This is a genomic window from Pseudomonas sp. DR48 (assembly GCF_019823085.1).
In the GTDB taxonomy this organism is placed as follows: Bacteria; Pseudomonadota; Gammaproteobacteria; order Pseudomonadales; family Pseudomonadaceae; genus Aquipseudomonas.
On sequence record NZ_CP081946.1, the window covers coordinates 5029417 to 5055631 of the forward strand.

Annotated in this window: 24 protein-coding genes and 1 pseudogene; 11 read left to right on the forward strand and 14 right to left on the reverse strand. The window is 56.0% G+C overall.

Translation table 11 applies throughout. The features are described from left to right. Positions 1 to 116: 116 nt before the first annotated feature. Together K5K95_RS22890 and K5K95_RS22895 are read left to right on the forward strand one after the other, a co-directional pair. Positions 117 to 1226: an efflux RND transporter periplasmic adaptor subunit gene (locus tag K5K95_RS22890; RefSeq protein ID WP_222586240.1), complete on the forward strand. Its 1110-nt coding sequence runs from the start codon at positions 117 to 119 to the stop codon at positions 1224 to 1226. Beyond that, on the forward strand, positions 1223 to 4312 hold the full coding sequence (locus K5K95_RS22895) for an efflux RND transporter permease subunit (protein WP_222586241.1): 3090 nt from the start codon (positions 1223 to 1225) through the stop codon (positions 4310 to 4312). The genes K5K95_RS22890 and K5K95_RS22895 overlap by 4 nt, the downstream gene beginning before the upstream one ends. A gap of 81 nt (positions 4313 to 4393) precedes the next feature. Here K5K95_RS22895 and K5K95_RS33665 read toward each other — a convergent pair. The 5 genes and pseudogenes from K5K95_RS33665 to K5K95_RS22920 all read right to left on the reverse strand — a co-directional run bounded on the left by K5K95_RS33665 (position 4394) and on the right by K5K95_RS22920 (position 9428). Continuing rightward, positions 4394 to 5178, reverse strand: a pseudogene (locus K5K95_RS33665) (alpha/beta hydrolase). Positions 5179 to 5395: 217 nt separating this feature from the next. Continuing rightward, positions 5396 to 6418: a transketolase family protein gene (locus K5K95_RS22905; RefSeq protein WP_222586242.1), complete on the reverse strand. Its 1023-nt coding sequence runs from the start codon at positions 6416 to 6418 to the stop codon at positions 5396 to 5398. Beyond that, complete coding sequence (locus tag K5K95_RS22910) at positions 6415 to 7263, reverse strand: transketolase (protein WP_222586243.1); 849 nt, start codon at positions 7261 to 7263, stop codon at positions 6415 to 6417. The genes K5K95_RS22905 and K5K95_RS22910 overlap by 4 nt, the downstream gene beginning before the upstream one ends. 18 nt (positions 7264 to 7281) lie before the next feature. Then, positions 7282 to 8580 (reverse strand): MFS transporter, encoded by a 1299-nt coding sequence (locus K5K95_RS22915; protein WP_222586244.1) that lies wholly within the window; start codon positions 8578 to 8580, stop codon positions 7282 to 7284. 98 nt (positions 8581 to 8678) lie between these two features. Next, positions 8679 to 9428: an SDR family NAD(P)-dependent oxidoreductase gene (locus K5K95_RS22920; RefSeq protein WP_222586245.1), complete on the reverse strand. Its 750-nt coding sequence runs from the start codon at positions 9426 to 9428 to the stop codon at positions 8679 to 8681. 199 nt (positions 9429 to 9627) lie between these two features. Here K5K95_RS22920 and K5K95_RS22925 point away from each other — a divergent pair, with 199 nt between their 5' ends. Further along, on the forward strand, positions 9628 to 10542 hold the full coding sequence (locus K5K95_RS22925) for a LysR substrate-binding domain-containing protein (protein WP_222586246.1): 915 nt from the start codon (positions 9628 to 9630) through the stop codon (positions 10540 to 10542). A 178-nt stretch (positions 10543 to 10720) separates the two neighbouring features. Here the strand turns inward: K5K95_RS22925 and K5K95_RS22930 are convergent, their stop codons facing one another. Both K5K95_RS22930 and K5K95_RS22935 read right to left on the reverse strand, forming a co-directional pair. Further along, positions 10721 to 11113, reverse strand: a complete 393-nt coding sequence (locus tag K5K95_RS22930) for a tautomerase family protein (protein ID WP_222586247.1) — start codon at positions 11111 to 11113, stop codon at positions 10721 to 10723. A 319-nt stretch (positions 11114 to 11432) separates the two neighbouring features. Then, the gene (locus tag K5K95_RS22935) at positions 11433 to 12365 is read right to left on the reverse strand and encodes a LysR family transcriptional regulator (RefSeq protein WP_222586248.1); all 933 of its coding nucleotides are present in this window, start codon (positions 12363 to 12365) and stop codon (positions 11433 to 11435) included. A 246-nt stretch (positions 12366 to 12611) separates the two neighbouring features. On the opposite strand from K5K95_RS22935, the gene K5K95_RS22940 reads away from it, so the two are divergent. Then, complete coding sequence (locus K5K95_RS22940) at positions 12612 to 14084, forward strand: MFS transporter (protein ID WP_261398039.1); 1473 nt, start codon at positions 12612 to 12614, stop codon at positions 14082 to 14084. Between the two features lie 45 nt (positions 14085 to 14129). Here K5K95_RS22940 and K5K95_RS22945 read toward each other — a convergent pair whose 3' ends face one another. Beyond that, positions 14130 to 14627, reverse strand: a complete 498-nt coding sequence (locus K5K95_RS22945; RefSeq protein ID WP_222586250.1) for a winged helix-turn-helix transcriptional regulator — start codon at positions 14625 to 14627, stop codon at positions 14130 to 14132. A gap of 301 nt (positions 14628 to 14928) precedes the next feature. Further along, entirely contained in the window at positions 14929 to 15669 is a 741-nt protein-coding gene (locus K5K95_RS22950) for an SDR family NAD(P)-dependent oxidoreductase (RefSeq protein WP_222586251.1), read from the reverse strand. 96 nt (positions 15670 to 15765) lie between these two features. Between K5K95_RS22950 and K5K95_RS22955 the strand changes: the two genes are divergently transcribed. Both K5K95_RS22955 and K5K95_RS22960 read left to right on the forward strand, forming a co-directional pair. Then, entirely contained in the window at positions 15766 to 15942 is a 177-nt protein-coding gene (locus K5K95_RS22955; protein ID WP_222586252.1) for a hypothetical protein, read from the forward strand. A gap of 159 nt (positions 15943 to 16101) precedes the next feature. Continuing rightward, positions 16102 to 16722 (forward strand): cysteine hydrolase family protein, encoded by a 621-nt coding sequence (locus tag K5K95_RS22960; RefSeq protein WP_222586253.1) that lies wholly within the window; start codon positions 16102 to 16104, stop codon positions 16720 to 16722. Between the two features lie 96 nt (positions 16723 to 16818). Here K5K95_RS22960 and K5K95_RS22965 read toward each other — a convergent pair whose 3' ends face one another. The 3 genes from K5K95_RS22965 to K5K95_RS22975 form a co-directional block, all read right to left on the reverse strand. Next, positions 16819 to 17436, reverse strand: a complete 618-nt coding sequence (locus K5K95_RS22965; protein WP_222586254.1) for a TetR/AcrR family transcriptional regulator — start codon at positions 17434 to 17436, stop codon at positions 16819 to 16821. Between the two features lie 96 nt (positions 17437 to 17532). Further along, positions 17533 to 18219: a type 1 glutamine amidotransferase domain-containing protein gene (locus K5K95_RS22970; protein ID WP_222586255.1), complete on the reverse strand. Its 687-nt coding sequence runs from the start codon at positions 18217 to 18219 to the stop codon at positions 17533 to 17535. A gap of 124 nt (positions 18220 to 18343) precedes the next feature. Further along, positions 18344 to 18865: a winged helix-turn-helix transcriptional regulator gene (locus K5K95_RS22975; RefSeq protein ID WP_222586256.1), complete on the reverse strand. Its 522-nt coding sequence runs from the start codon at positions 18863 to 18865 to the stop codon at positions 18344 to 18346. 269 nt (positions 18866 to 19134) lie between these two features. Here K5K95_RS22975 and K5K95_RS22980 point away from each other — a divergent pair, with 269 nt between their 5' ends. From K5K95_RS22980 to K5K95_RS22990, 3 genes are all read left to right on the forward strand, one after another. Further along, positions 19135 to 19758, forward strand: a complete 624-nt coding sequence (locus K5K95_RS22980) for an isochorismatase family cysteine hydrolase (RefSeq protein ID WP_222586257.1) — start codon at positions 19135 to 19137, stop codon at positions 19756 to 19758. An 83-nt stretch (positions 19759 to 19841) separates the two neighbouring features. After that, a complete protein-coding gene (locus K5K95_RS22985; RefSeq protein WP_409999706.1) occupies positions 19842 to 20462 on the forward strand; it encodes a cysteine hydrolase in 621 nt (206 codons plus the stop codon). A gap of 78 nt (positions 20463 to 20540) precedes the next feature. Further along, a complete protein-coding gene (locus K5K95_RS22990) occupies positions 20541 to 22214 on the forward strand; it encodes an FAD-dependent oxidoreductase (protein WP_222586259.1) in 1674 nt (557 codons plus the stop codon). 18 nt (positions 22215 to 22232) lie between these two features. Here the strand turns inward: K5K95_RS22990 and K5K95_RS22995 are convergent, their stop codons facing one another. Beyond that, on the reverse strand, positions 22233 to 23702 hold the full coding sequence (locus K5K95_RS22995; protein ID WP_222586260.1) for a mechanosensitive ion channel domain-containing protein: 1470 nt from the start codon (positions 23700 to 23702) through the stop codon (positions 22233 to 22235). A gap of 258 nt (positions 23703 to 23960) precedes the next feature. Between K5K95_RS22995 and K5K95_RS23000 the strand changes: the two genes are divergently transcribed. Beyond that, positions 23961 to 24392 (forward strand): OsmC family peroxiredoxin, encoded by a 432-nt coding sequence (locus tag K5K95_RS23000; protein WP_222586261.1) that lies wholly within the window; start codon positions 23961 to 23963, stop codon positions 24390 to 24392. 31 nt (positions 24393 to 24423) lie between these two features. Here K5K95_RS23000 and K5K95_RS23005 read toward each other — a convergent pair whose 3' ends face one another. After that, positions 24424 to 25365: a LysR family transcriptional regulator gene (locus K5K95_RS23005; protein ID WP_222586262.1), complete on the reverse strand. Its 942-nt coding sequence runs from the start codon at positions 25363 to 25365 to the stop codon at positions 24424 to 24426. Positions 25366 to 25462: 97 nt separating this feature from the next. Here K5K95_RS23005 and K5K95_RS23010 point away from each other — a divergent pair, with 97 nt between their 5' ends. Further along, complete coding sequence (locus K5K95_RS23010) at positions 25463 to 26152, forward strand: flavodoxin family protein (protein ID WP_222586263.1); 690 nt, start codon at positions 25463 to 25465, stop codon at positions 26150 to 26152. Positions 26153 to 26215 lie beyond the last annotated feature (63 nt).

A 26215-nucleotide genomic window follows, 5' to 3' on the forward strand; every position in this document is an offset into this window, starting at 1 on the left:
ACCGAGTCTCGGCATGGATAGCGAGAGCTAAATCGCTCATTTGTTGTGACCATTGACAGATATGGTCACATTGCTGAGAATGTAGCGCATGTCCTATCGTTTAAGTAAGGGAACCTATGCGCCGGCTTCGACCTGTCCCTATCACTGCTTGCTTGTTGCCCCTCGTCCTGACGGCGTGTGGCGACTCATCCGTCGTTGAAGATCCACGCACGCACGCCCCTCTGGTGAGATCCTCTGCGGTTCAGGAGGCGTCCGATGTTTCACGTTCTTTCACTGGAATAGTGGCTGCCCGCGTCCAGGGTGACCTGGGCTTTCGGGTCTCAGGCAAGATACTTGAGCGGCTGGTTGACACTGGCCAGACCGTTAAGAAGGGGCAGCCGCTCATGCGCCTCGACCCTGTCGACCTGGGGTTGCAGGCGCGCGCGCAGCAAGAGTCGGTCATAGCCGCCCGGGCCCGCGCCAAGCAGACGGCAGATGACGAGGCTCGATATCGCGACCTGGTCGCTGCAGGTGCTATTTCTGCATCGGCTTACGATCAGGTCAAAGCCGCGGCTGATACCGCAAAAGCGCAGCTCAGCGCTGCTGAAGCGCAGGCTGACGTAGCTCGCAACGCGTCTGGTTATGCGGTGTTGTTTTCTGATTCCGACGGCGTTGTGGTGGAGACGCTCGCCGAGCCCGGGCAAGTCGTCAGCCCGGGGCAGCCTGTGGTTCGACTGGCGCGGGCCGGGCAGCGCGAGGCCATCGTGCACTTGCCCGAGACGCTACGCCCGGCAGCAGGATCCACTGCGCAGGCCACGCTTTATGGCAACACCACGGAGGCTGTTACAGCGAAGCTGAGGTTACTTTCCGATTCGGCCGATCGTATGACGCGCACATTTGAGGCGCGGTATGTGCTTGAGGGCGCGCTGGCCAATGCGCCCTTAGGTTCGACAGTCACTCTTCGGATCGCTGAAGGCACCGCAAGTGGACAGGTGTTGCAAGTGCCGATCGCTGCCGTTTATGACCCGGGCAAAGGCACAGGCGTGTGGGTCATTGCTGGCAGCCCGGCGAAGGTGATCTGGAGACCTGTCCGGGTCTTGAGTTTGAGCGATGACGCCGCGAAAGTGGCAGGTGATCTCAAGGTCGGCGAGCAGATCGTAGCGTTAGGTGCACATTTACTGCGCGACGGAGAGCAGGTGAGACTGGCTCAACAGGGTGACGTCAAGGTTGCCGGGAGCCATCCATGAGCCAGGGGCGCTTCAATCTTTCGGCGATCGCCGTTCGCGAGCGCTCGATCACGGTATTCCTGATCTTCCTGATCGGTGTTGCCGGGATCCTGTCTTTTTTCCAACTGGGGCGTGCGGAAGACCCTCCGTTTACGGTCAAGCAACTGACGGTCATTACCGCGTGGCCGGGTGCTACGGCGCAGGAGATGCAGGACCAGGTAGCAGAGCCACTTGAAAAACGCCTGCAAGAACTGAAATGGTACGACCGCACGGAAACCTACACCCGCCCTGGTCTCGCCTTCACCATGGTGACACTGCTCGATCGCACACCGCCCTCTCAAGTGCAGGAGGAGTTCTATCAGGCACGTAAAAAGCTCGACGATGAGGCCATCAAGTTACCGGCGGGTGTGATTGGGCCGATGGTCAACGACGAGTTTTCGGATGTGACATTTGCGCTCTTCGCCTTGAAAGCCAAAGGCGAGCCGCAGCGACTGTTGGTGCGTGATGCGGAATCGTTGCGCCAGCGCCTGTTGCATGTGCCGGGCGTGAAGAAGGTCAACATCATTGGCGAGCAGCCCGAACGCATCTTTGTCTCCTTCTCCCATGATCGTTTGGCCACGCTGGGCGTATCTCCCCAGGACATTTTTGCCGCGCTGAACAATCAGAACGTGCTCACACCCGCCGGCTCAATTGAAACCAATGGGCCGCAAGTCTTCCTGCGTCTCGACGGTGCCTTCGATAAGGTGCAGACGATTCGTGACACACCGCTTGCGATTAAAGGACGAACACTGAAGCTCTCGGACGTGGCGACGGTCGAGCGTGGTTATGAAGATCCGGCAACCTTCCTCGTGCGTAATGACGGGGAGGAGGCCCTGTTACTGGGGGTCGTGATGCGTGAGGGTTGGAACGGTCTTGATCTGGGTAAGGCATTGGACGCGGAAAGGACCAGAATCAATGAAGGCATGCCTCTGGGCATGACGCTCACCAAGGTCACCGATCAGTCTGTGAATATCAGTTCGGCCGTCGACGAGTTCATGATCAAGTTCTTCGTCGCCTTGCTGGTCGTGATGCTTGTCTGCTTTCTCAGCATGGGCTGGCATGTAGGTATTGTGGTGGCGGCGGCGGTGCCGTTAACGCTGGCCGTGGTGTTTGTGGTGATGGCGGCCACTGGAAAGAACTTCGACCGTATCACCCTCGGCTCGCTGATTCTGGCGCTTGGACTGCTGGTGGACGACGCCATCATTGCTATCGAGATGATGGTGGTGAAAATGGAGGAAGGCTACGACCGCATCAAAGCTTCCGCGTATGCCTGGAGTCACACGGCTGCACCGATGCTTTCCGGTACGCTGGTGACCGCTATCGGCTTTTTGCCCAACGGCTTCGCACAGTCGACAGCTGGCGAGTACACCAGCAACATGTTCTGGATCGTGGGCATTGCCCTGATTGCCTCCTGGGTGGTGGCGGTGGTCTTTACCCCCTATCTGGGTGTGAAGATGCTGCCGAAGATCAAGGAGGTCGAAGGTGGTCACGCGGCCATTTACAACACCCGTTATTACAACCGCTTCCGCCAGGTTCTGACACGCGTCATCGCCCGCAAATGGCTGGTTGCCGGAACCGTCATCGCTGCGTTTGTCCTGGCGATTCTCGGCATGAGCCTGGTCAAGAAGCAGTTCTTCCCCACTTCGGACCGCCCAGAAGTGTTGGTCGAAGTGCAAATGCCTTATGGCACCTCCATCGAGCAAACCAGCGCCACCACCGCCGGGATCGAGGCCTGGCTGCAAAAGCAGGATGAAGCAAAAATCGTCACGGCCTATATCGGACAAGGTGCGCCGCGCTTCTACCTGGCGATGGCACCGGAACTCCCTGATCCATCATTCGCGAAGATTGTGGTGCTGACAGACAGTCAGGAGGCGCGCGAGGCCCTCAAGTTCCGCATTCGCGAGGCAGTTGCAGAAGGACTTGCCCCGCAAGCACGAGTCAGGGTCACGCAGTTGGTGTTTGGTCCGTATTCACCCTTTCCTGTCGCCTATCGGGTGATGGGGCCTGACCCATCAAAATTGCGCGAGATCGCCGGCCAGGTACAGGAAGTGATGCAGGCGAGCCCCATGATGAGAACCGTCAACACTGACTGGGGACCGCTGACACCGACGCTGCATTTCACCCTGGATCAGGACCGCCTGCAGGCGGTGGGGCTGACGTCCAGCGCCGTCGCGCAGCAGTTGCAGTTCCTGCTCACGGGGGTACCGATCACGGCAGTTCGTGAAGACATTCGTTCGGTGCAGGTGGTCGGGCGTGCGGCGGGTGATATCCGGCTAGACCCTGCAAAAATAGAAGGCTTTACCCTCGTGGGCACGGCGGGCCAGCGGATTCCGCTTTCCCAGGTAGGGCAGGTGGACGTGCGCATGGAGGATCCGATCCTTCGGCGTCGCGACCGCACGCCGACCATTACCGTGCGCGGCGACATTGCCGAAGGACTGCAGCCACCGGACGTCTCGAGCGTCATCATGAAGGCGCTGCAGCCGGTCATCGACAAGTTGCCTGATGGGTATCGTATCGAGCAGTCGGGGGCTATTGAGGAGTCGGGCAAGGCCGGCCAGGCGATATTGCCGCTGCTCCCGATCATGATTGCCATCACGCTGCTGATCCTCATCCTGCAGGTACGTTCGGTCTCGGCGATGATCATGGTGTTCCTCACCTCGCCGCTAGGGCTTATTGGTGTGGTGCCGACACTGCTTATCTTCCAGCAGCCGTTTGGTATCAATGCGTTGGTCGGTCTGATCGCCCTGTCGGGCATTCTGATGCGCAATACGCTGATTCTGATTGGACAAATCCATCACAACGCAAAAGAAGGACTGGATCCGTTTCAAGCAGTGATCGAAGCCACAGTACAGCGTGCTCGCCCGGTACTGCTGACAGCGCTGGCGGCCATCCTGGCGTTCATCCCCCTGACACACTCCGTCTTCTGGGGAACCCTGGCTTACACACTGATCGGAGGCACCTTCGTCGGAACCATCGTGACGCTGGTGTTCCTGCCGGCGATGTACTCCATCTGGTTCAAGATCAGTCCTTTCAGTCAGAGGCAAACTGAAACAGCCGAATTGATGTAAGGCATCGAATCGACGGGAGGAGAGGGTAGATTACTGGCAGGGCGTTCTGGCATTCGTAATCTGCCCGCTGCCTAGGTTCGCTCAACGTTCCTGTAAAAATTCTTTCAGCGCACGAACGACATCCAAATTGGATTGCGCAGTGATGCGTCCTGGATTCTGATCGAACATGTGCGGGGCACCGGGATACACGTGAAGCTCTACAGGAACGCCTGCGCGCGACAGTCTCAATGCAAATTCGACGTCTTCTTCCAGAAACAGATCCAGAGAACCAACCGATATGAAGCTGGGAGGCAGGCCTTGAAGGTCTTGCTGCATGGACGGTGAAAAAAGGCCGATACGATCATCGTCAAGGTTGTAGTCCCCGCGAAGGCCATCCCAACAGAACCGGTTAGGCGCAGGCAACCAGCTGAAAGTCCCGGTGCTTTCGTTCTGGTGAGGCGAGTCCGAGGTGCCCGTGCGGTGATCCAGCATCGGATAGACAAGCACCTGGGCGGCGATGGGATACTCCCTTTGTCGCGGGCCAGAATGCCCAGCGCAGCCGCGAGCCCTCCGCCAGCGCTGTGGCCCATGATCACGACTTTTCGGGTATCTATGCCCAACTCATGGTCATCACCGAACAGCCAGCCAAGCGCCGTATAGCAGTCTTCAAGGGGTAGCGGGAACGGGTGTTCAGGCGCCAGTCGATAATCAACCGCGACGATAAGTGTTTTCAATTCTTCGGCAAGAGTTGCCAGGTAGTTGTCAGCCATTTCTGGCCGGCCCAGTACAAAGCCTCCACCATGGATGTAAAGGATCACCGGAAGGAGGGCTGTTTTCGAGGTTGCTTCAGGTCGGTAAAGACACAGGCGAAGACGCACTCCATCCACCGTAATCCATCGCTCTTCACAGCCACAGCCTTGCTGAGTTCCATAGGTTGAGTGGACGCGCTCCCGGATGGTCGGCAGCGTATCGATCGACCATTGATCTGTGCCAAGGTTTAGAAAGCTGTGGAATTCGGGATCAAGCAGGTCATGTGGCTTCAACGTTCCCCTCCCTTCGCATCGAACTCAATGGCACCCGTTGCCAGGTGCCTTGTCATCGCCGTTAAAGCCAGGCTTTGATTTGAGCACAGACCGCTTGAGTTGAAATGCCATAGCGATCATGCAGCGTCGGCAGGGCGCCGGCATCGAGGAACGCGTCGGGCAAGGCGATCTGTCTGAAGGTTGGCGTCACCCCGTTGCGCAGCAGCACCCCGGCAACGGCCTCGCCCAGACCACCAATGATCGAACTGTTTTCTGCGGTGACCACCAGGCGACCTGACTTCCTGGCCTCGGCAAGAATCGTCTGTTCGTCCAGTGGTTTGATGGTGGGGGCGTGGAGCACGGCGACATCGACGCCGTCGGCTTGCAATTCCTTGGCTGCTTCCAGTGCGCGCATGGTCATCAGGCCGGTGGAGATGATCAGCACATCGTTACCGGTTCGCAGGGTCTTGGCCTTGCCGATTTCGAATTTGTAGCCGTACTCGTCCAGCACCAGCGGTACATTGCCGCGCAGCAAACGCATGTACACCGGCCCCTGATGCGCGGCAATGGCGGGTACGGCCTGTTCGATTTCGAGGGCATCGCAAGGGTCGACGATCATCAGGTTGGGCATGGCGCGGAAGATCGCCAGATCGTCAGTGGCCTGATGGCTTGGGCCGTAGCCGGTGGTGAGGCCGGGCAGGCCGCAGACGATCTTGACGTTGAGGTTTTCCTCGGCAATGGCCATACAGATGAAATCGTAGGCGCGGCGCGAAGCGAATACCGCGTAGGTGGTGGCGAAAGGCACGAAGCCTTCACGGGCCATGCCTGCGGCTGCGCTCATCAGCAATTGCTCGGCCATGCCCATTTGATAGAAACGGTCGGGATTCGCCTTGGCGAATATGTGCAGGTCGGTGTACTTGGACAGGTCGGCGGACAGCCCGACGATGTCTGAACGCTGTTCTGCCAGCGCCGCGAGCGCATGGCCGAAAGGTGCAGATTTCGTGGCTTGGCCTTCCGAGGCAATCGAGGCGATCATCGCCGACGTAGTCAGGCGCTTTTTGACCGGTTCGGCAGTCGAAGTCGGCGTGTTGGCGGCGTTGCTCATTGGTTTTTTCCTTCTTCAAGATTGTTCAGTGCCAGATCCCATTCGTGTTCTTCCACGCGGATGAAGTGGGTCTTTTCCCGGGTTTCGAGGAAGGGCACGCCTTTGCCCATTTTGGTGTCACAGATGATCACCCGTGGCTGGGTACCAGTGTGCTGGCGGGCGGCATCGAACGCGGTGACCAGCGCCTCCAGGTTATTGCCGTCGACGCGCTGGGTGAACCAGCCAAACGCCTGCCAGCGATCGACGATGGGTTCGAACGACAGGATTTCACTTGAATAGCCATCGGCTTGCTGGTTGTTGACGTCGACGATTGCGATCAGGTTGTCGAGCTTCCAGTGCGACGCCGACATCACGGCTTCCCAGGTCGAACCTTCATTCAGTTCGCCGTCCGACAGCAGGTTGTAAACGAAGGAGGGCGAGCCTTTGCGCTTGAGACCCAGGCAGGCACCGACCGCGATGCCTAGGCCTTGCCCCAGCGAACCACCGGTGATTTCCATCCCCGGGGTGTAGGCGGCCATGCCAGACATCGGCAGGCGGCTGTCGTCCGCGCCGTAGGTTTCCAGCTCATCGAGCGGGATGATTTCGGCTTCGATCAACGCTGCGTACAGGGCAATGGCGTAGTGACCGATCGACAGGTAGAAGCGATCGCGGGCTTCCCATTCAGGGTCTTCGGGCCGATAGCTCAAGGCATGGAAATAGGACACCGCCAGCAGGTCGGCAGCGCCGAGGGCCTGGCCGACGTAGCCTTGGCCCTGAACTTGCCCCATGCGCAACGCATGGCGACGAATGTTGTGCGCGCGCTCCGTCAGGGTCTTGGGTGTCACGAATGAAGGAATGGCAGTCATGGTGAGTTCTCCTGTGAATCAACGATTGACCAAGGCGGCGGGAATGCGCAGCACCAGGGTGGCACCGACGAGAAGCACGCCAGTGATCAGATACATGCCGATGGCGCTGGAACCGGTCAGTGTTGTTACCCAGCCAATCAGGTAGGGCGAGCAGAAGCCGGCAAGGTTGGCGAAACTGTTGACCGCCGCGATGCCAGCGGCAGCGGATACACCACCGAGCAGCGTGGTGGGCAGCATCCAGAACATCGAGGTGGCGGACAGAATCCCGGAAGCGGCCAGGCAAAGACTCAGAATGGAAAGCACCACATTTCCCCCCATCAGGGCCGCCAGGCTCAGGCCAATGGCTCCGGCAATCATCGGGACGATCAGGTGCCAGCGGCGTTCGCGGTGTTTGTCGCCACTGCGTCCGGCATACAGCATGGCGGCAATCGCGCAGAGGTAGGGCAGGCTGGTCAGGAGGCCGATGTGCAACGGGTCGGAAACCCCTGCGTTGCGCACCAGAGTGGGTAACCAGAAGGTGATTGCGTACTGCCCCATCACCACACAGAAGTAGATGGCGGCCAGCAACCAGAGACGGCGATCGCCGATGAAATCCCGCACGGAACCGTGGGTGACTTTCTTCTGTTCGTCCTCGGCCAGTTCGCGGCTGATGAGGGCCTTTTCGTCGTCATCGAGCCACGTGGCTTGATGCACGCCATCCTTGAGATAGCTCAGTACCAGAAGTCCGACAATGACCGTAGGCACCGCCTCCAGGGCGAACATCCATTGCCAGCCGGCCCATCCGTGCATGCCGGCGAAGTGGTTCATGATCCAGCCTGAGAGCGGGCCGCCGACCATGCCTGACAGCGGTATCGCGATGAACCACAACACAGTCATGCGCGCACGGCGGTAGGACGGGAACCAGTAGGTCAGATACAACAGCAGACCCGGCGCCAGGCCCGCTTCGGCGATCCCGAGCAGAAAGCGCAGTGCATAGAATTGCCACGCGGTCTCGACGAAGGCGAACAGGGCAGAGACGATACCCCAGGTGATCATGATGCGCGCGATCCAGACCCGCGCCCCGACCTTGTGCAGGATGATGTTGCTGGGGACTTCGCAGAGGAAGTAGCCGATGAAGAACATGCCTGCGCCCAGCCCGTAGACCGTTTCGCTAAGCGACAGATCGTTCATCATTTGCAGCTTGGCAAAGCCGACGTTGACGCGATCTAGATAGGCGCACAGGTAGCACAGCATCAGGAACGGCATCAGGCGCCACGCGGTTTTACGGTAGGCGGAGGAGCGCACGGTCGAAACCGCTTCGAGCGACAGGGTAGTCATGATGGTCTGATCTCTTGTTTTTATTGACCGCCAGGCCATGAGACCTGGCTGTGTCATCGATCCAGAACCGCACGGGCCGCGAGGCCCGCCAGGTGTTGTCAGTGAATCAGCATGCCGCCGTTCACATCCAAGGTGATGCCGGTCAGGTATGAGGATAGGTCGCTGGCCAGGAACAGCGCCGCGTTGGCCACATCCTGCGCCTCGCCCAGACGACCGAGCGGGATGCCGTCGATGATTGCGTGACGGCGTTCGTCCTGCATCAGGCCGCCGGTGATGTCGGTGTGAATCAGGCCGGGAGCGATGGAGTTGACGCGTACCTTGTCTGGCCCGAGCTCCCGCGCCATGGCTTTGGCCAGCCCCAGCACGCCGGCCTTGGCGGCGCTGTAATGCGGGCCACCGAAAATGCCGCCGCCGCGTTGAGCGGAAACCGACGACATGCACACGATGCTGCCGCCGACCTGCTGGCGCATGATCGGTATCACCGCCTGGGACATGAGCAAGGTACCGCGCAGGCTGACGTCCAGCACCTTGTCGTAATCACTAGGGCGGATATCGAGCGTCTTGAGGGGTTGGGTGATACCGGCGTTGTTGACGAGAATGTCGATGCGGCCGAAGTGCTCGATTATTTTCGCGACAGCCTGCTGCACCTGGGATTCGTCAGCGACGTTGGCGGCCAGACCGAGATGGCCTTCGCCCAGGGAGGCCGCGGCATCGCGTGCGGCGGATTCGTCCAGATCGAGAATCACCACACGTGCGCCCTGTTGCGCGAAAGTGGTCGCTGTAGCGCGGCCGATGCCACGAGCGGAAGCTGCACCGGTGATGATCGCGACTTTGCCTTGAAGAAGCATGGAAGAGTACCTCTGATTGTTTTTATTGGGTCGGGTCCATGAAGAACCGATGACTCAGCTTGTGCTCCAGACTGACCCTGAGCAATAACGCGAACTTCACTGGATGCTGAAAAAAATTCAGCACTCGCCAGAGGTCTCTTCCGGTGTTTGAATAGCGGCAAGCCCGGCCCAAGCCATTTGCAGCGGAATAACAATAATCATGAGTTCACCTGGCGATGCACCTCCGATCCTTCCACCACTGAAAGCCATTCAGGCCTTTGAGCAGACAGCACGCTTCGGCAACGTCGCCCGTGCCGCTGAATTGCTCGATCTGACACCCTCAGCGGTCAGTCACCAGTTGGCCAAACTGGAGGCAATGATTGGACGCCAACTGTTTCTCAGAACGGCCAGGGGCGTGACATTGACGCCGGTGGGTGAGCAATACCTCACTGAGGTTTCGGGCATCCTGCACAGCCTCGCGGTAGCGACCGAGCGCGCCACCAGCGATGTCAGCCTCGATTGCTTGCGGCTGCACTCATCGCCCAGTTTCGGCCTGTTGTGGTTGATGCCTCGCCTTGAACAGTTTCGCGAGAGTCATCCCGACATCCAGCTCAATCTGTCGTGCTCCTACGAATCGCTGCATTTCAGTCGCGACAAGATCGATGTGGACATCCGCCATGGCATGCCCAACTGGCCAAGTTTCGAAGTGCGCACGGTGCGCAATGAAAAAATCGCGGTCATGGCGTCACCAAAACTCTTGGAAAAACGCCCCATTCGCGCCGTTGCGGATTTGCTGGACTGCAATTTGATTCTGTCGGAGGCGACGCTGATAAAGTGGCCGCAGCTTTTTGCGCAACATGGCCTGTCACGTCCCGAAAAACCTTACACCCTGAGCTTTGACCGCTCCTACATGACGCTGGAAGCAGCCAGCCACGGGCTTGGATTTGCCTTGGAAAGCACGCTGCTCGCGCAGGATTATCTGGCGCGGGGAGCGCTGGTCGAAGTAGCGCCGCAGTTGAGTGCGCCCATCACGGCACATCACTTGGTGTTCCCGAGAGCGCACTCAAACTTTCCTCGGGTCAGAAGATTTTTAGAGTGGATGCAGAAGGAGTTGGGGCATGACTTCAGCTACTGATGCTATTTCATCGCTCGCCTGCTTCTTATCAGGATGGAGAAGTTCTAGGGGGATCGATGGCGGCCTATACGCCTGTGTACATGGAGGAGCCTACGCTGAAGTTGGCGGAGGATTGCGACTGTGCATATAGAAACAACATTCTCACGGTTTTGCCAAACGATGTTAGGCCAACCCTAAATCATTCTACTGGGGCGTACTGCATCTCACCGTTCCCAAACGACCAGTCTTCACGCTTCACATCAATTAAGCTGATCCAAATATCTTCTCTGCGCAGACCTGTTCTTGCATTGATGCCTTCTGCGATAGCTTTGTAAAAAGCTTTCTTGACCTCAATGGTTCTCCCCGCATTCCAAGTTACTTGAATGAAAACAATCTTCGTCGTGTACGAGATGCCCAAATACCCGGCAGATGGATAGATTAATTCATCTTGAGAATGGCGGTTGATAATCTGGAATTTGTCATGCTCGGGTACGTTGGCTGTACTGACCATAGCATCGTAAATCACCTCACTGATCGAAGCGAGAATCTCTTCGGATGTATCAGCGGCAACATCAATTCTGGCTAAAGGCATAGTGAGTTCCTACTTAGAAAGGCGATTTCATGGCCTTGTATTAATACAAGCATTGTTGAGCGTATAGGGAAGCGGTCATGATTAGAGCCCCTGAAAGTTTGGGGCTGGATAAGCGCTTTTCATCTTCGACCTTGCGATAGCTCAGATCGCTTCAAAATATGAAGCAAAAACTCCGTCGCGTCAACGCTGCTTCATTTAATGAAGCGTTGGGCCATAAGAACAGTTGAGCGTCTGCTTGCTTAGTGAGGAGAGGGCCTTGAGGGTTTTGTCAGCGCCTGTTGACTCGATCTGAAATGGCCCTTCAACAGAACGCGAGGATCTACGCGCGAAAACTCTCAGCGATGGATGCGTTGACGATCGCCATTTCCTGTTCCATGCGGTGGCTGATGAAATCTACGAATACCCGTATCTTTTGCGATAATTGACGGCTGGAAGGCCAGACCATGCTGAGTGGATCTGGCGCAATCAGGTGGTCCTTAAGGATGGCTCGGAGTGACCCATCAGCCAGCGGCTCCTGCGCGAGGAAGTCAGGAATGGTTCCGACGCCAGCGCCATTGAGCAGGGCGCTGCGAACCATTTCCATGTTGTTACAGATCAATGCGGTTTTGGTCCGCAGCTCTGGGTCTCCGACTTTACGCTTCAATGGCCAATCCTGAAGCTTGCCACTTTTGAAAAACCGAAAACGCACGCCCAAGTGGTTATCCAAGTCGCGAGGGACTTGTGGTACACCATACTTTTCAAGATAGGCGGGCGAGGCACACAGGATGAGTTGCACGGGAGGTAGCGTACTCCGCATAAGCCTAGAGTCCGGTAAGTCTCCACTGCGTATCGCCACGTCCATGCCCTCATCAACCAGGTCGACCCTCAGATCGCTGAAATCCACATCCAGTTCGATATCGGGGTAGAGCGACATGAAAGCCAGAAATGCCGATCGGAACAGGTGATAACTCGCGATCGGAAGACTTATACGCAGGCGTCCGCGTGGGGTTTCTGTCGAATGCGCAAGCGCCGCTTGGGCGTCATCCAGATCATCCAAAATGCGCCTGCAGCGTTCCTGAAACATGCGTCCTTCGTCAGTAAGGCTCAAGCTTCGGGTGGTGCGCTGGAACAAGCGAACACACAATTGTTCCTCAAGGCGAGTCACGCCTTTACCTACCGCAGAAGCTGATAGGCCGAGTGATCGACCAGCTGCAACAAAGCTACCTAATTCCGCCGTTTTCACAAACGACATAAGCCCGCTCAGTCGATCCATTTTTACCTCCTATTCGAGCGTTTTATTCCGTTATGAGCGGAATAATTACCGTTTTTCAGTTGATTGGCGGTTATCTAACATCCTTGCAAGCCTTGGCGATACCGGAAGTTACCGTTCGCCACTGGTACGACTGTAATGGTCGGCCTGCACATCTTTCTCGAGGACCCGGCTATGCAAGTTTCAAGAGCGTTAAATTCAGTCAGTAGCACATGGGTCCTACTGGCCGTGTGCATAGCGGCTATTACCATGCCTTTCAACTTCACTGCAGCGGCAGTTGCTCTTTCTGCCATCGGCCGTGAATTTGGCGGGTCGCCGATGGAGATCAATTGGGTTACCAATGCGTTTATGCTGACCTTTGGTAGTTTGCTGATGGCAGCTGGTGCATTGGCAGACAGTTTTGGTCGCAAGAAAGTGTTCATGGGCGGTATCGCGGCATTTGCGTTGTCTTCCGCTGCGCTAACGTTCGCTCCAAGAATGCTGACCTTCGACATTTTGCGTGCGGTCCAAGGTGTCGGTGCAGCAGCCGCTTTTTCGGGGGGCATGTCGGCATTAGCTCAAGTGTTCGATGGGCCTGCTCGAATCCGTGCATTCAGCTTCGTCGGTAGCAGCTTCGGAATTGGCTTAGCGTTTGGCCCCATTGCCGCAGGCTTGATGATTGAAGCCTTCGGCTGGCATGTAATTTTTTTACTGATTACCGTGCTGGCGGCTGTTGCATTCACGCTGGCCGCGCGCTTTATGCACGAGTCACGTAACCCTGACGCTGCGGGTATCGATTGGCTTGGCGCTATCACGTTTACTTGGGCGCTGGGGGTTTTCACTTTTGCCATCCTCAAGGTCCCGGAAACCGGTTGGAGTGATCCGCTGGTAGTGGGCCTGTTTGCTATTGCGCTGGTGTCATTCGTGGCATTCGTCATGATCGAGCATCGGGTTGCACAGCCTATGCTCGACCTAACGTTGTTCCATTACCCACGTTTCGTCGGTGTGCAGTTGCTGGCTGCCGCTCCTGCCTATGCGTTTGTCGTTCTGTTGTTGCTGCTGCCTATTCGCTTTGTCGGTATCGAGGGCATGAGCGAGATTGAGGCAGGGAAATTGATGATCGCCTTGTCGGCACCACTACTGATCCTGCCGATAGTCGCGGGTTACCTCACCCGTTGGCTTTCCCCTACCATCCTTTGCGGAGTGGGCCTGCTAATCTCGGCGGCTGGTCTTTTCTGGTTGAGTTATGTTCCAGTGGGTAGCGCTCAAATCGATATGGCGATGCCAATGTTGATCATTGGTGTCGGCATCAGCTTGCCTTGGGGGCTGATGGATGGCTTGGCAGTCAGCGTGGTGCCGAAAGAGCGTGCCGGCATGGCCACCGGCATTTTCAGTACGACTCGCGTTGCAGGTGAAGGCTTGGCTGTGGCCGTCGTCACGGCGCTTCTTTCAGCGTTCACCGCCAGTCACATTAGCGAATTCGCTCCTGGTTCCACGGCGGACGTCATCGGCGCAGCTCAGCACCTGATAACAGGCGACATGGCCGGCGCCGTCGGTTATTTGCCAGCAACAGACTCGGCGCTTTTGGCCCATGGCTACAGCTCGGCGTTCAGTACGTTGCTTTGGGTGCTATCCGCAATCACTGTTCTGACTGCTGGCGTGGTGTTTCTATTCCTCGATCGTGGTTCGTTCGAAGCCCATTCCGGCGAAGTGGTTGATGCCGCGCTTGATCAGGTCGTTTGACGCAGGAGTTGATCATTAAGCCGACGGCATTCGCCTCCTTCCTCATCATTTTCTGAAGTTCCGACGTTTTTTCTCGCGCTCCGCCTCGAAGCGGGGGCTTAGAGTTACCTCAAGAATGGTGAGAGAGAAAGGCCATTCGCTCGCCGGTATCTGCCAGTGTTCATCAACTACCTCACCGGTTCGTTTGTACTTAAGGTAGACAGCCGGTTCTTCGCCTTGCTTGTCCGCGCAGTACTGCATGCCCCAAAACCGCAGCATTAGTAGAATGGGATCAAGCGCTGTGCCTTTTACCGTGGCGTAGTACTCGTAGCGTTCGGGCCTAGCGCTGTAAAGACGACGCTCGATGACGCCATCTTTTTCCAGTCGCTTCAAGCGAGTTGAAAGGAGGTAAGAAGAGGCACCAAGTTGTGCCTGGATGTCATCAAATCTGCGGACATCCATACTCAGTTCTCGCATGATCAGGAGGGTCCATCTATCACCTACAACGGCGAGCGATCTTGCGACCGGGCATACAGTGGAGCCGGATTCCTCTTCCCATCCCATTTCCCATCTCCATGATGTTGCGATGCCAACGTAACTGAGTCGATCGCCGTGGGTCAGATCCCAACCCTATTCATGCCGAGAGCATAAAGAAAATATTACACATATCATCTACCAACGCTCTCATAGCAGATCACGACGCGCCTTTTCTCTTCTTCAGTCGGTAAACCGTGTTACTGGATCATGTGCGGATGCAGCAGGCCGAACTTAATGTAGGCCGCGACCGTTGACTCGCGGCGCGATTTACAAGCGGTGAGTTGTCTAGAAAAATTCGGAGTTACTAAATTCCAGGGGGACAGCACGATCAAAATGCTTCGCCACTGGCGCGCAGGTCTATTTCGTGGGTCCAAGCGGAGCGGGGTTGCTCGTGAATCTGCCAGTACGTTTGGGCGATGGCATCGAAATCCATCAGATTTTCTTTTGGATTGTTACGAACATTCAGCCTGGAAGCCGCCGCCTGATGCTCGCGCATAATGCCGCCATCGAGGACAACATGTGCAACATGCACGCCCAGTGTGCCCAGTTCGCGAGCCATGCTTTGCGCGACCATTCGTAAGCCGGCTTTAGCAGAAGCGAAGTGCGCATAGTTGGCCTTGCCGCGCAGACTAGCGCTTGCTCCGCTGAATAATAGGGTACCCCCGCCATTGGCTGACATACATTTGGCGGCTTCGCGGCCGACCAGAAAACCTGCTAGACAGCCGACGCGCCAATGATCTTCGAATTGCTCAGCAGAGATTTCCCGGATCGGCGTTCGTGCGAAGTTGCTGGTATTGAAGACCACCAGGCTTGGCGGCTCACGGTCCTCGTGGTGTTGCATGGTCTTGGTAAACAACGCCAGCACTTGCTGTTCCTTTGTGGCATCCATGACGAACGCATTGGCTGTCCCGCCTGTTAGCCTGACGTGATCGGCTATCGCCTCTAGCTTCTCTTCCGTACGGCCGGCGACCCAGACGTGAAAGCCTTTGCTCGCAAAGAGTTTGCAAAGCGTGGCCCCCAGTCCGTTAAAGGCGCCTACCCCGACAACGACTGCGCTCGGTTTTTTCATTGGATGCGGCCTCGGTCTATTCACAGATATACGCTTCAAAAAATGAAGTATATTCCTGCTGGCGTCAGGCGACCACCTTTCTACTAAGGAAATTCTATGCTGCACAACATTTCCCTGACTTTGATGGGTTTTTGTTTTTGCGGAAATTTTTGGTGGGCTACTCAGGCTGCGTTGACTCTTTCTCCCATGAACTTGGGGGCGCTGGAAGCCTATCTAAAGACCGATCGTGATTTTTTGCCTACCGATATGGGTGGGGCCGCGGGAAATGGCTGACGGCCTGCCGTGAGAAAACACGCGCCCTAAATGGTTTCCGTCATCCACTGCGTGAATGGCAGTACGTATAACTTTGGATTTCTATTGATAGGTCATAGCCGGTACAAAGAGTTATGTGAGCGGCAAATTGGTTTCAATGAATCAAATAGGATATGGCTAATGACACACCACTATTCAACATCCTGCACTGCGCTGTTGCTCGTTGATGTGCTAAACGACTTCCTTAATGAAGAGGGTAAGTTGGCAAGCGCGATAGGCCCAATGATTGTAAAAACCAATCTCAAGCCTAACCTGCTTCGCTTGCTGAAGGGCGCGCGCGCGGCGGGTGTAAAAGTCTTTTATGTGCCGCACGGTTTCCATGAGCATAGTTTCGATGGAGTGAAGCATGTGTTGCCGCGCTGGCAACTGGCAATGACCAACAAGATTTTTTGGATTGGGGAATGGGGTTCGGAGTTTTATGAGCCCCTGCAGCCGCGTGATAGTGAAGTGGTGATCAGCCGTCATCGAAGTTTCAATGCGTTCGAGGGGACTGACCTTCATCAGCAATTACTGGCGGCGAACATTCAAAATGTGGTGTTGGCCGGACTGACTTCAAATACCTGTATTCAGGTCACTGGCACTCAGGCGTTGGAGTCGGGTTTCCATGTAACTTATGTCGCTGATGCCGTAGCCGAATTTACGGAGGATCTGCACAAGGTGGCGCTGGAGGTTTCCTATCCTGCTTTCGGCCACGAAGTGACTACTGTGGACGAATTCTTGGGGGTCGTTGTCAGCACCTGATCCTTCAATCGTATGCAGCCTGTGCAGTGACTGGTTGAGGCACTGCACAGGTGCAGGATCTGGGTGAGAGATCCGTGTTTTGGGGGCATGAGTCGGTTAAGCGGGATCTTCGGTTATTGCGGTAACGCCCAAGAAGTTGCGGGCGCTCAGCACGACTTCTTCAGATAGCTCGGTATTGCGTGCTGCGCGTGCCAAGGTCAAAGCGCCGGTCATCACTGAGTACTCAAGTAGCGCCTGTTGCTTCTGTGCCTTTTGAGTAGCGCCGTGAGGCGGGCAGCCCAGGGTTTCCATGTAAGTATCCACTAGGCCGTTCAAACCTTCGGAGAAGGTTTTATGTATTATTGAGTCGTCCGCTTCCTGCGCAACTTCACTGGCGAATGCTACAACCGGGCAGGTGCTGTCACTCTTCATGACTCGCTTCGGTGACAGATAGTCGTCGATGATGTCGCGTCGCGCGGTGCGCCTGTCTGGTGCTTCGTCAATGAGGCGTTTCCAGAATGCGATCGCCTGTTCGAATGCGTGTCGGCAGGCTTCATTGGCCAATGCTTCCCGGGATTCGAAGTGTCCATAAAATCCTCCGAGAGTAAGGCCTGAAGAGGACATGACTTCCGAGAGCGGAATGTTTCTGAAACCACGCTCTCTGAACAGGCGTGCCGCGTTTTCAACGATGCTTATGCGATTGAGCTTTGATTGCTGGCGGGAAACTCTGGGCATGGGGCCTCGTGGTCATGGATTAAGGTTCGTACCATTCTGATCATCGCGGACACTGGTGTCGTATTCGGGGTAACAAGGTTGCCCCGAATCCTGATCTCAGACTGTGAATACAGGGCTATTGCCGCTCAACAAATGGTTGAGCGCGATAGCATATTCCGAGGCCGACTGCTGGTTTTGACCGGTGATAAGTTGTCCATCTACCACCACCTGCAGACCCCATGGGGCGGTGTGGACGAACTTGATCCCCGCCTGTTCCATGACCGGCTGTGGGAAGTTGGGAATGAAGTCGTTACCGTAAAGTTCTTCTACCTGGCGATCTTCGGCGCGTGAGAAACCGGTAGCGGTTTTGCCTGCGACGCGCTCGGGGTTGTTGGCCAGCGCAATGGCACCATGGCAGACCGCACCAATGACCTTGTTCTCGCTCCAGAAGTGTTCAAGGATCTTCGCCAGTTCACTGTTGGGGTACAGATCCACCGCTGCGCCACCGCCACCGACGATATGAATGGCGTCGTAGTCAGCAGGGTTGACGTCTATCAGTGGGATGGAATTGTCGAGGCGCTCAAGTAGCGACGGGTCACTCAGAAATCCTTTACTGACCAAGTCGTCTTTTTCCCAAGAGTTGCTGGAGTAAGGGTCGCTCGTGGCGTCGAACGTTACTCTGCCGCCCAAGGGGCTGGCGATATCGATCTCGTTTCCGCGCTCTGCCAGATGCCAGAAAGGGTGGGTCAATTCGGCGAGCCAATAGCCAAGCTTCGAACTGCTGACGATAAAAAGAATCTTCATTTGCTGCTCCTGGGCTTTATGTCGGACAGGATTGTGTCCGACATGAATAGTCTCACCGAGGTGCAGTCATCATTTGAAATCGAAAGATGTTGAGTCTGCTATCCAGCGGGTGGATAGCAGGCGTTTAAGAGTCGACTGTTTTTTTCGACCTGCGAAAACCTCGACGCTTTTGCTCGCGTTCAGCTTCAAAGGTGTCGCTGATGCGAGCTTCCAACTTGTCAAAAGTGAACGGCCACTCATGCTCAGGGATTTTCCAGTTTTCATCTACCACTTCACCGGTGGGTTTGTAGCTGAGATGAACGGCAGGTTCGTCCCCCGGGTTGTGATCGCAATATTTCATGCCCCATGCTCGTAGCATCAACATGATAGGTTCCAGAGCACGTCCTTTCGCAGTGGCGTGGTACTCATAGCGTTCGGGTTTTTCGTTATAGAGCTTGCGCTCGATAATGCCGTCTTTTTCCAAGCGCTTGAGCCGAGTAGAAAGCAGGTAGGAGGAGGCGCCAAGTTGCGCCTGGATATCATCGAACCTGCGCACTCCGAGGCTGAGCTCGCGCATGATCAACAGGGTCCAGCGGTCTCCCACGGCAGACAGTGATTTTGCGATCGGGCACACAGTGGCGCCGACTTCTTCATCCCAACCCATCATTTATTTCCTTCAATCAGCCTGCTTTTGCCACCGTTTCAATACGGCGTTCTCAATGCAGCAGCGCTATTTTCAATACCCCTATAAATATACATTACAGGCTTTATCTATTGAAGCCTTGACGCTACCTCTATTTGCTTTATATTTTGAAGCGTGTAGCCCCAATCACGCTGCATGGACCAACAAAACCAGTACCTTCCCGGCAGTATTGGCCACTTGCGGTGCGCCTGAAAAAGCGCCGGGCGGCATACGTTTTTCTTTCTGGAGCTCCCATGACCAACACCTCTTATCCCGCCGAGCGGACGGCACTGCTCCTCGTTGATCCGTATAACGACTTTTTGAGCGAAGGCGGAAAGCTTTATGAAATGATCAAAGATACCGCGGAGCAGGTCGATTTATTCGTAAACCTTCGCGCAATCCTCGCAAAGGTCAGGTCTGCGGGCGTTCAAGTATTCATTGTTCCTCATCACCGTTACCGCGAAGGTGACTACGAGAAATGGCAACATCTGAGCCCTATGCAGGTAGCCGCTAAAAACAGTCAGGCATTTGCTGAAGGCAGTTGGGGTGGTGAATGGCACCCTGAGTTCGGGCCGAAGACAGGCGATGTAATTATCAAGGAGCATTGGGCGCAAAGCGGTTTTGCAAATACCGATCTCGATGAGCAATTGAAGCAGCACGGTATTCAAAAAATTATTCTTGTGGGCATGGTCGCTAACACATGCATCGAGTCCACTGCCCGCTACGGCATGGAGTTGGGTTACCACGTGACACTGGTCCGTGATGCCACCGCCGCATTCAGCGCTGAAGCGCTGCACATCGCACACAACGTGAACGCGCCCATGTTCGCCCACTCTGTGCTGACCACATCCGAAGTGATCGAGCTGCTACCTGCCTGATCGGGTTTACCTGAGTCGCGCAATGCTAGGCGCCTTGTCGTCTGATTCCGCGTTGATACAGCCACTTGATAGAGATTATGCACATGACAACTCAATACCCAGCCGCTCGTACGGCATTGCTGGTCGTCGATCCTTACAACGATTTCATGTCCGAAGGTGGCAAGCTTTTCGAGGCGATCAAGCCCACGGCCGATGAGTCGGGCATGTTCGACAACCTGCGCAAGATCATTCCCACCGTGCGCCAGTTGGGGTTGCAAATTTTTGTTTTGCCTCACCACCGTTCTCATGCTGGTGACTTCGATGGTTGGCAGCATATGACCCCGTTTCAAAAGAGCGGCGTACCGCTCCAAGCGTTCGCCGTGGGCAGTTGGGGTGGCGAGTTCAATGAAGAGTTCGGCCCGAAAAAGGGCGATGTGGTCATCCAGGAGCACTGGGCTCAGAGCGGTTTCGCCAACACCGATCTCGACCAGCAGCTTAAGCAGCACGATATCAAACGTGTAATTCTGGTGGGCGTCATCGCCAACAGTTGCTTAGAGTCAACGGGGCGATTCGCGATGGAACTTGGCTATCACGTGACCTTGGTGCGTGATGCCGCCGCCGCATTCAGTCATGAGGGCATGCATGCCGCCTTCGACGTCAATGGCCCGACCTATGCTCATGCGATCCTGACCACCGCGCAACTGCTCGAGCAGTTGTCTGCCTGAGTAAACCCGGACCTCAAGAGCGGTCAATAGATCGCTCTCATCCCGCTCACTGAACGTGATATATCCAAGGTGTCTGCCATGAGTTCAAGTGATTCCCGCCAACACCAGATATTTCCGATTCTGACCGAGCTGCAAATCAAGGATGCCCTGAGGTTCGCGATCAACACTCCCCAGCACTTCGTTGCCGGTGAGCTGATTTTTGACGTCGGCGCGCAGGGCGCGGCGATCTGGTTGGTGCTGGAAGGATCGGTCAGTGTTTTGCGTCGCGATGGCTTGGGGCGCGAAGCTTCAATAGGTAGCGGTGGGCGAGGGCATTTCACTGGTGAAATTGGTCTGCTGGGTGGACGTGCTGCTCTGGCACAAGGCAATGCGGGTCCCGAAGGCTGTGTTGCGGTGCCGTTTGATGCAACGCATCTTCGGAGTTTAATCATCGGTTCGGCGGACCTTGGCGAAATCGTTGTTCGCGCTTTGATATTACGTCGCGTGGGAATGCTGGAATCGGATCGTGTGGGTTCGGTGATCGTGGGACAACGTGGTGATATGCAGACGGTGCGTTTGCAAGGATTTTTAACCCGCAATGGTTACCCTCATTCCTTTGTCGATATTGAAGGAATGGATGAAGAGACGCGTGTGCTTGTCGATAGGCTAGGGGGGATGGACAAGGAAAAGTCACCTCTAATGATCTGTCCGAATGGTGCGGTGCTCAAGCAACCTACCGACGCTCAGGCGGGGATTTTTTTAGGAATTACTCCTGAGATAGACCCGCTCATGGTTTATGACATAGCCGTCGTAGGCGCTGGGCCGGCGGGCCTGGCAACAGCCGTTTACGCTGCGTCTGAAGGGTTGGAGGTAGTGGTTCTGGATCAGCGTGCTTATGGTGGGCAGGCCGGTGCTTCAGCGCGCATCGAGAACTATCTGGGCTTTCCCACGGGCATTTCCGGTCAGGCTTTGGCAAGCCGGGCATTTGTCCAAGCGCAGAAGTTCGGCGCAACAATGGGCATTCCTCTAGAAGTCGAACAGCTGGACTGTATCGAACCTGATCAACCGTTCAAGCTGTTGTTGACCACGGGCGCTACCATCCAGGCAAAAAATGTTGTTGTCGCGACGGGCGTGCACTATCGCAGACTCCCTGTTGAAACGGCGGGGCAGTTCGAAGGGGTTGGTGTCTCATACTGGGCCTCTCCGGTAGAGGCCTTTATCTGCAAAGGCCGGGACGTGGCTCTGGTGGGCGCTGGCAACTCTGCCGGGCAGGCTGCAGTATTCTTGGCTCCTCTGGTCAGGCATCTGCATCTGGTGGTTCGCGGCCCAGGGCTAGAAGCGTCAATGTCGAAATATTTGATCGATCGAATCTCCGCTTTGGGCAATGTTACCTTACACACCTACACCGAGGTCAGTGAGTTACATGGCGAAAAGCAAACTGGGCTTGAAGGCGTGCTGTTGCGAAACCGACTGAGCGGCGAATCACACCGAATCGAGTTGTACCATTTGTTCCTGTTTATTGGCGCGGATCCCAACACTCGGTGGTTGGGCGACTGTCTTGAGACTGACGATTCAGGTTTTATCCTGACCGGCTCGGCACTTGCGCAAAGTGTTGAGAGGCATTGGCCCGTACTGCCCTTGGAGACGAATCGTAAAGGTATATTCGCCATTGGCGATGTGCGGGCGAACTCGACCAAGCGCGTTGCTGCTGCCGTCGGTGAAGGGGCGGCTGTGGTTGCGCAGATCTTCGAAGCGGCCAGTCGTGATTTATAACTACCCTGAATAAATGACTCAGGGGTGGTGATGTTTTCCCAAGTCCCGTGGTCGTGCAACGCGTCCGCGGAACCAATGCAATAGTCCGGCGGGAGTGGTTTCTGAGGGGCGGTATTGCAGCAGTGTTTCTCTAACTTGAGTTCGCGTACGTGCCAATCCTGTCAAGGCACGCCTAAGCTCGCTGTGTTCGTCGAATCTTTCTTCGAGATCTAATCGATCTATTCTGAAAATCACGCAATCGGTAAGGGCGGTGAAGATCACCACCGTGGGTGACTGATCGACGAGTCCACCTTCGCCCATTATCTCCCCGGGCCCCATGCGGCCCAATTCGTACGGACCGTCAACACGTTCCAGCGTGACGGTGACAACGCCGGACTCGACGATCAAAAGAGCGTCCGGAATCACATTCAGTTGCAGTATTGCGGCACCAGCAGGGTAGGAGCTCAGGCGCATATGCCGTTCAAGCTCTTTGCGATCATCTGTTGGCAGCGTCCGGAGCACATTCACGCTATCGAGCGCTGCTGATTGTCGGGTGCTCGCGATCGTACGCGTTGAGCTGGGTCGGGCGGCTTCGGATGCCGCGAGCTGGCGGTAGATCAAATCGTACAACTGGTTGCGTGCAGTACTGCGTCGATCGCGAGACTTCACGTATCCAGTCACTTCGTATTCGACGCTGCGCAAGCCAGACTTTTTCACCACAACACTGCCCTCTGGCTCAAGCATCAATTCACGGCAACCTTTCAGCGCCTTATGCAATGAGTCGAGGATCGACGCAGGCCGCAGTCGCACGGGCAATTCGATGGTTAAGATTACCGGATGAAAGTGATCAGGCCGGCTCAGGTTGATGATACGGGTCTTGGCTGCCATGGCATTGGGGATGACCACCAGGCTGCCGGCCGAGGTCAGCAAATAAGTCGAGCGCCAATCGATTTCCACGACTTTGCCCTCGACACCGTCGATGTTGATCACATCGCCGACCCGAAATGGCTTGGTCGCATTCAGGACGATGCCGGAAAACACATCCGCTAACGTACTTTGCACGGCCAGCGCGAAGATGATCGCCACTGCGCCGGAGGTAGCGAGCAGGCCTTTGACTGGTAGATCGAGCACGTAGGCCGCGGCAGCCACGATGGCGATTAAAAAGATCCCGGCACCGATCAGATCTTGCAGCAGATGTCCTTTGCGCTCGATTCGAGACTCTAGCGCCAGGATCATCAAGCCAGTGATTGCACGGGCGCCGAATAACCACCAAGCGATCCCCAGCGTCACGGCCATCGCATGTTCGGCACCGCTAAATTTATCGGGAATGGTGGTCAGTGGCATGAGGTCCGCCTTCAGCAATGCAGTGCTGTAAAGCGCAAATAGCAGCGAGCGAGAGGCCGTTCTCCAGTGAGCATGATTGAGTCCGATCATTCGCCACAGCACTAAGTCAGTCACCAGAACGACGCCTGCGCAGACAAGTGGGTGGGAAAACGCTAAAAAATCCATTAAACACTCCAGGACTTTGTCTGGTTTCGTGCCAATGCTGCGCTACGCAAGCCGGTATGAGACGGGCAGCAAGTAGCGAGGCCACAACTTTAGGACAGTAGCTTTATAAATTGAAGCGGTCAATGCGTCTGTTGACGGCCGCAATCAGGTATTCATCAAATCGTGAAAAAGCGCTTGTTCTCGAATCACATTACTGGTGTATGCTTCAAAAACTAAAGCGATGTCGCTTTCCGTTTTTTGGATTCAGGAGTTGTGAACATGAAGGCAATCGGATACGCGACGTGGCATGGGTCATGGAGAGAGGGCTCCGGTACCTTGTCGACCGATTCTCATACCCTGAAAGACAGCCCTTACAGCTATTCCAGTCGCTTCGAAGGCTCGCCCGGTGGTAGCCCTGAAGAACTGCTGGGTACTGCACACGCGGGTTGTTTCAACCAAGCGTTGGCCAACAACTTTGGCATGAACGACTTTGTCGCCGATTCGATTTCGACCTCGGTGACGGTGGAGTTGGGGACTGGCGACGACGGTCATCCGGCGATAAAAAACGTGCATGTGGTCACGCAGGCATCTGTTCCTGGAATATCCGTGGCGATGTTTATGCATTGCGCCGAACGCGCGCGGACGCACTGTACGTTGGCAAAGATTTTCAAATGCGAGATATCAATGGATGCGAAGCTGATCGCTGCCTGAAGCAGCCGTTCGCGGCCTTTACGTGTAGCCCTCAATGCTCCGCGCAAAAGGCCGTAAGTCGCTCGCGTAACCAGATACGTGCTGGATGATTGTGAGTGCGGTCATGCCACACCATCGCGATGCTGAAGCCTGGCACCGCGACCGGTGTGGCGAACATGTCAATGCGATCAGAATATCGTGATGCCAGTCGTTCCGGTGCCACGGCCAAAAGATCGCACTGCGCGACGGCTTCAATTAGAAACATAAAGGACGATACGGCGAAAGCTACTTGTCGTTTCAACCCCATTGCGGCCAGCGCTTCGTCGGTAGAGCCGCGGAAGCCTTCCGCTCGGGGCGAGACGATGATGTGTTTTGACTGAATGAATCGCTCGATCGGCATGGGGCGATTCTCGATGCTGCCCTTGCGGGCAATGCCGATGTAGCGCTCGAACAATACATCGGTATGGCGCAGGTCACTGCCTTCGACATCTTCGGACTGCAGAAAGGCGATGTCGATCAAGCCACGCTCCAGCTCGGTCTTGACCACATGGCTATCTTGCAGCAGGCGAACCATGACTCTCACGTTGGGGGCGGCTAGATGCATTTGCAGCAGAAAAGGCATGAGGATCGCGATCTGCATGTAATCGCTGGAAGCAATGGTCAGCGTCGCGGTGGCGGTCGATGGATCGAACGCCCGGGCGCTACTCACCAGTTCGCGCATCTGGTCGAGGGTCTTGCGCAGCGGTGCTTGCAGTTCCAATGCCATGGCAGTGGGTAGCACGCCACGGGAGGTGGGTATTAGCAGTTCATCGCCAAACACCCCCCGCAGCCTGGAAAGCTGTGCGCTCAAGGCTGGCTGGCTGAGGTTTAGTCGTCGGGCTGCACGGGTCACGTTGAGTTCGGCGAGCAACGCTTCGAGAGCGAGCAACAGGTTCAGGTCAATCTTCTTGTCATCCATCGTGTGGATGACAGCACTATTAACTGTTGATTTCAACTGATGACTGCGTTTCGGTGAGATTCACACACCCGAGTCGTTTGCGGTCAGTCTTGCCGCGACATCATTACTCCAAACAAACCTTTCGGGAAAACTAATGGTCAAGGTCGCGATTGTCTATTCATCTGGTCAAGGACACACCCGCACGGTCGCCGAGCATATTCAAAAAGGGGCGAGTGCTTTTGCCGGTGTGCGGTGTGAGTTGATTGAAGTCCTGCCACAGCACATTACCGAAAAAGGCCGCTGGTACGACGAGCAGATCATGCAGAGTCTTGCCACCGCCGATGCGATCGTTTTTGGTTCGCCAACTTACATGGGCTCGATGCATGGGCTGTTCAAACTTTTCCTGGAGCACGCATTTGCGCCATGGCTGGGCCAAGAGTGGAAAGACAAAATCGCCGCAGGTTTCACCAACTCAAGTTCTCGTTCAGGCGACAAACTGGTGACGCTGGAGCAGATAGCGGTGTTCGCCGCTCAGATGAACATGGTTTGGGTCGGTGTGGGCGACCAACCTGGCGGTAACTACTCGGCGAGCGAGGTCACCGACGTCAATCTCAATGGAAGCTGGCTGGGGCTGGCTACCCAAAGCATAGGGGATGTCGAGCCTGAAAATTCGCCTCATCCAGGCGATCGATTGACTGCCGAACGTTTCGGCCGACGCATCGCCCGCACCACCTCCCGCTGGATGCTGGGTGCGACAGCCTTTCCGCCTCTGCGCGTGAGTGCAACCGAGTCGCGCCGTCGGAATATCGGCGGGTTGGAGGAGTGGCGGCAGTTCGATGATTAGTCGATTTTCGGTAGCGTCGCGGCGTCAACATTGACTCGAACTGCGTTGATTTGAGGCCGCTGT

What these genes read in the sequence shown, in the direction of transcription:
- K5K95_RS22890 (WP_222586240.1), top strand. Translation starts at nt 117, where the DNA reads ATGCGCCGGCTTCGACCTGTCCCTATCACTGCTTGCTTGTTGCCCCTC.
- K5K95_RS22905 (WP_222586242.1), bottom strand. Translation starts at nt 6,418, where the DNA reads ATGAGCAACGCCGCCAACACGCCGACTTCGACTGCCGAACCGGTCAAA.
- K5K95_RS22975 (WP_222586256.1), bottom strand. Translation starts at nt 18,865, where the DNA reads ATGATGGGTTGGGATGAAGAAGTCGGCGCCACTGTGTGCCCGATCGCA.
- K5K95_RS22940 (WP_261398039.1), top strand. Translation starts at nt 12,612, where the DNA reads ATGCCTTTCAACTTCACTGCAGCGGCAGTTGCTCTTTCTGCCATCGGC.
- K5K95_RS22945 (WP_222586250.1), bottom strand. Translation starts at nt 14,627, where the DNA reads ATGGGATGGGAAGAGGAATCCGGCTCCACTGTATGCCCGGTCGCAAGA.
- K5K95_RS22915 (WP_222586244.1), bottom strand. Translation starts at nt 8,580, where the DNA reads ATGACTACCCTGTCGCTCGAAGCGGTTTCGACCGTGCGCTCCTCCGCC.
- K5K95_RS22960 (WP_222586253.1), top strand. Translation starts at nt 16,102, where the DNA reads ATGACACACCACTATTCAACATCCTGCACTGCGCTGTTGCTCGTTGAT.
- K5K95_RS22955 (WP_222586252.1), top strand. Translation starts at nt 15,766, where the DNA reads ATGCTGCACAACATTTCCCTGACTTTGATGGGTTTTTGTTTTTGCGGA.
- K5K95_RS22985 (WP_409999706.1), top strand. Translation starts at nt 19,842, where the DNA reads ATGACAACTCAATACCCAGCCGCTCGTACGGCATTGCTGGTCGTCGAT.
- K5K95_RS22950 (WP_222586251.1), bottom strand. Translation starts at nt 15,669, where the DNA reads ATGAAAAAACCGAGCGCAGTCGTTGTCGGGGTAGGCGCCTTTAACGGA.
- K5K95_RS22935 (WP_222586248.1), bottom strand. Translation starts at nt 12,365, where the DNA reads ATGGATCGACTGAGCGGGCTTATGTCGTTTGTGAAAACGGCGGAATTA.
- K5K95_RS22925 (WP_222586246.1), top strand. Translation starts at nt 9,628, where the DNA reads ATGAGTTCACCTGGCGATGCACCTCCGATCCTTCCACCACTGAAAGCC.
- K5K95_RS22930 (WP_222586247.1), bottom strand. Translation starts at nt 11,113, where the DNA reads ATGCCTTTAGCCAGAATTGATGTTGCCGCTGATACATCCGAAGAGATT.
- K5K95_RS23000 (WP_222586261.1), top strand. Translation starts at nt 23,961, where the DNA reads ATGAAGGCAATCGGATACGCGACGTGGCATGGGTCATGGAGAGAGGGC.
- K5K95_RS22970 (WP_222586255.1), bottom strand. Translation starts at nt 18,219, where the DNA reads ATGAAGATTCTTTTTATCGTCAGCAGTTCGAAGCTTGGCTATTGGCTC.
- K5K95_RS22920 (WP_222586245.1), bottom strand. Translation starts at nt 9,428, where the DNA reads ATGCTTCTTCAAGGCAAAGTCGCGATCATCACCGGTGCAGCTTCCGCT.
- K5K95_RS22895 (WP_222586241.1), top strand. Translation starts at nt 1,223, where the DNA reads ATGAGCCAGGGGCGCTTCAATCTTTCGGCGATCGCCGTTCGCGAGCGC.
- K5K95_RS23010 (WP_222586263.1), top strand. Translation starts at nt 25,463, where the DNA reads ATGGTCAAGGTCGCGATTGTCTATTCATCTGGTCAAGGACACACCCGC.
- K5K95_RS22980 (WP_222586257.1), top strand. Translation starts at nt 19,135, where the DNA reads ATGACCAACACCTCTTATCCCGCCGAGCGGACGGCACTGCTCCTCGTT.
- K5K95_RS22965 (WP_222586254.1), bottom strand. Translation starts at nt 17,436, where the DNA reads ATGCCCAGAGTTTCCCGCCAGCAATCAAAGCTCAATCGCATAAGCATC.
- K5K95_RS22995 (WP_222586260.1), bottom strand. Translation starts at nt 23,702, where the DNA reads ATGGATTTTTTAGCGTTTTCCCACCCACTTGTCTGCGCAGGCGTCGTT.
- K5K95_RS22910 (WP_222586243.1), bottom strand. Translation starts at nt 7,263, where the DNA reads ATGACTGCCATTCCTTCATTCGTGACACCCAAGACCCTGACGGAGCGC.
- K5K95_RS22990 (WP_222586259.1), top strand. Translation starts at nt 20,541, where the DNA reads ATGAGTTCAAGTGATTCCCGCCAACACCAGATATTTCCGATTCTGACC.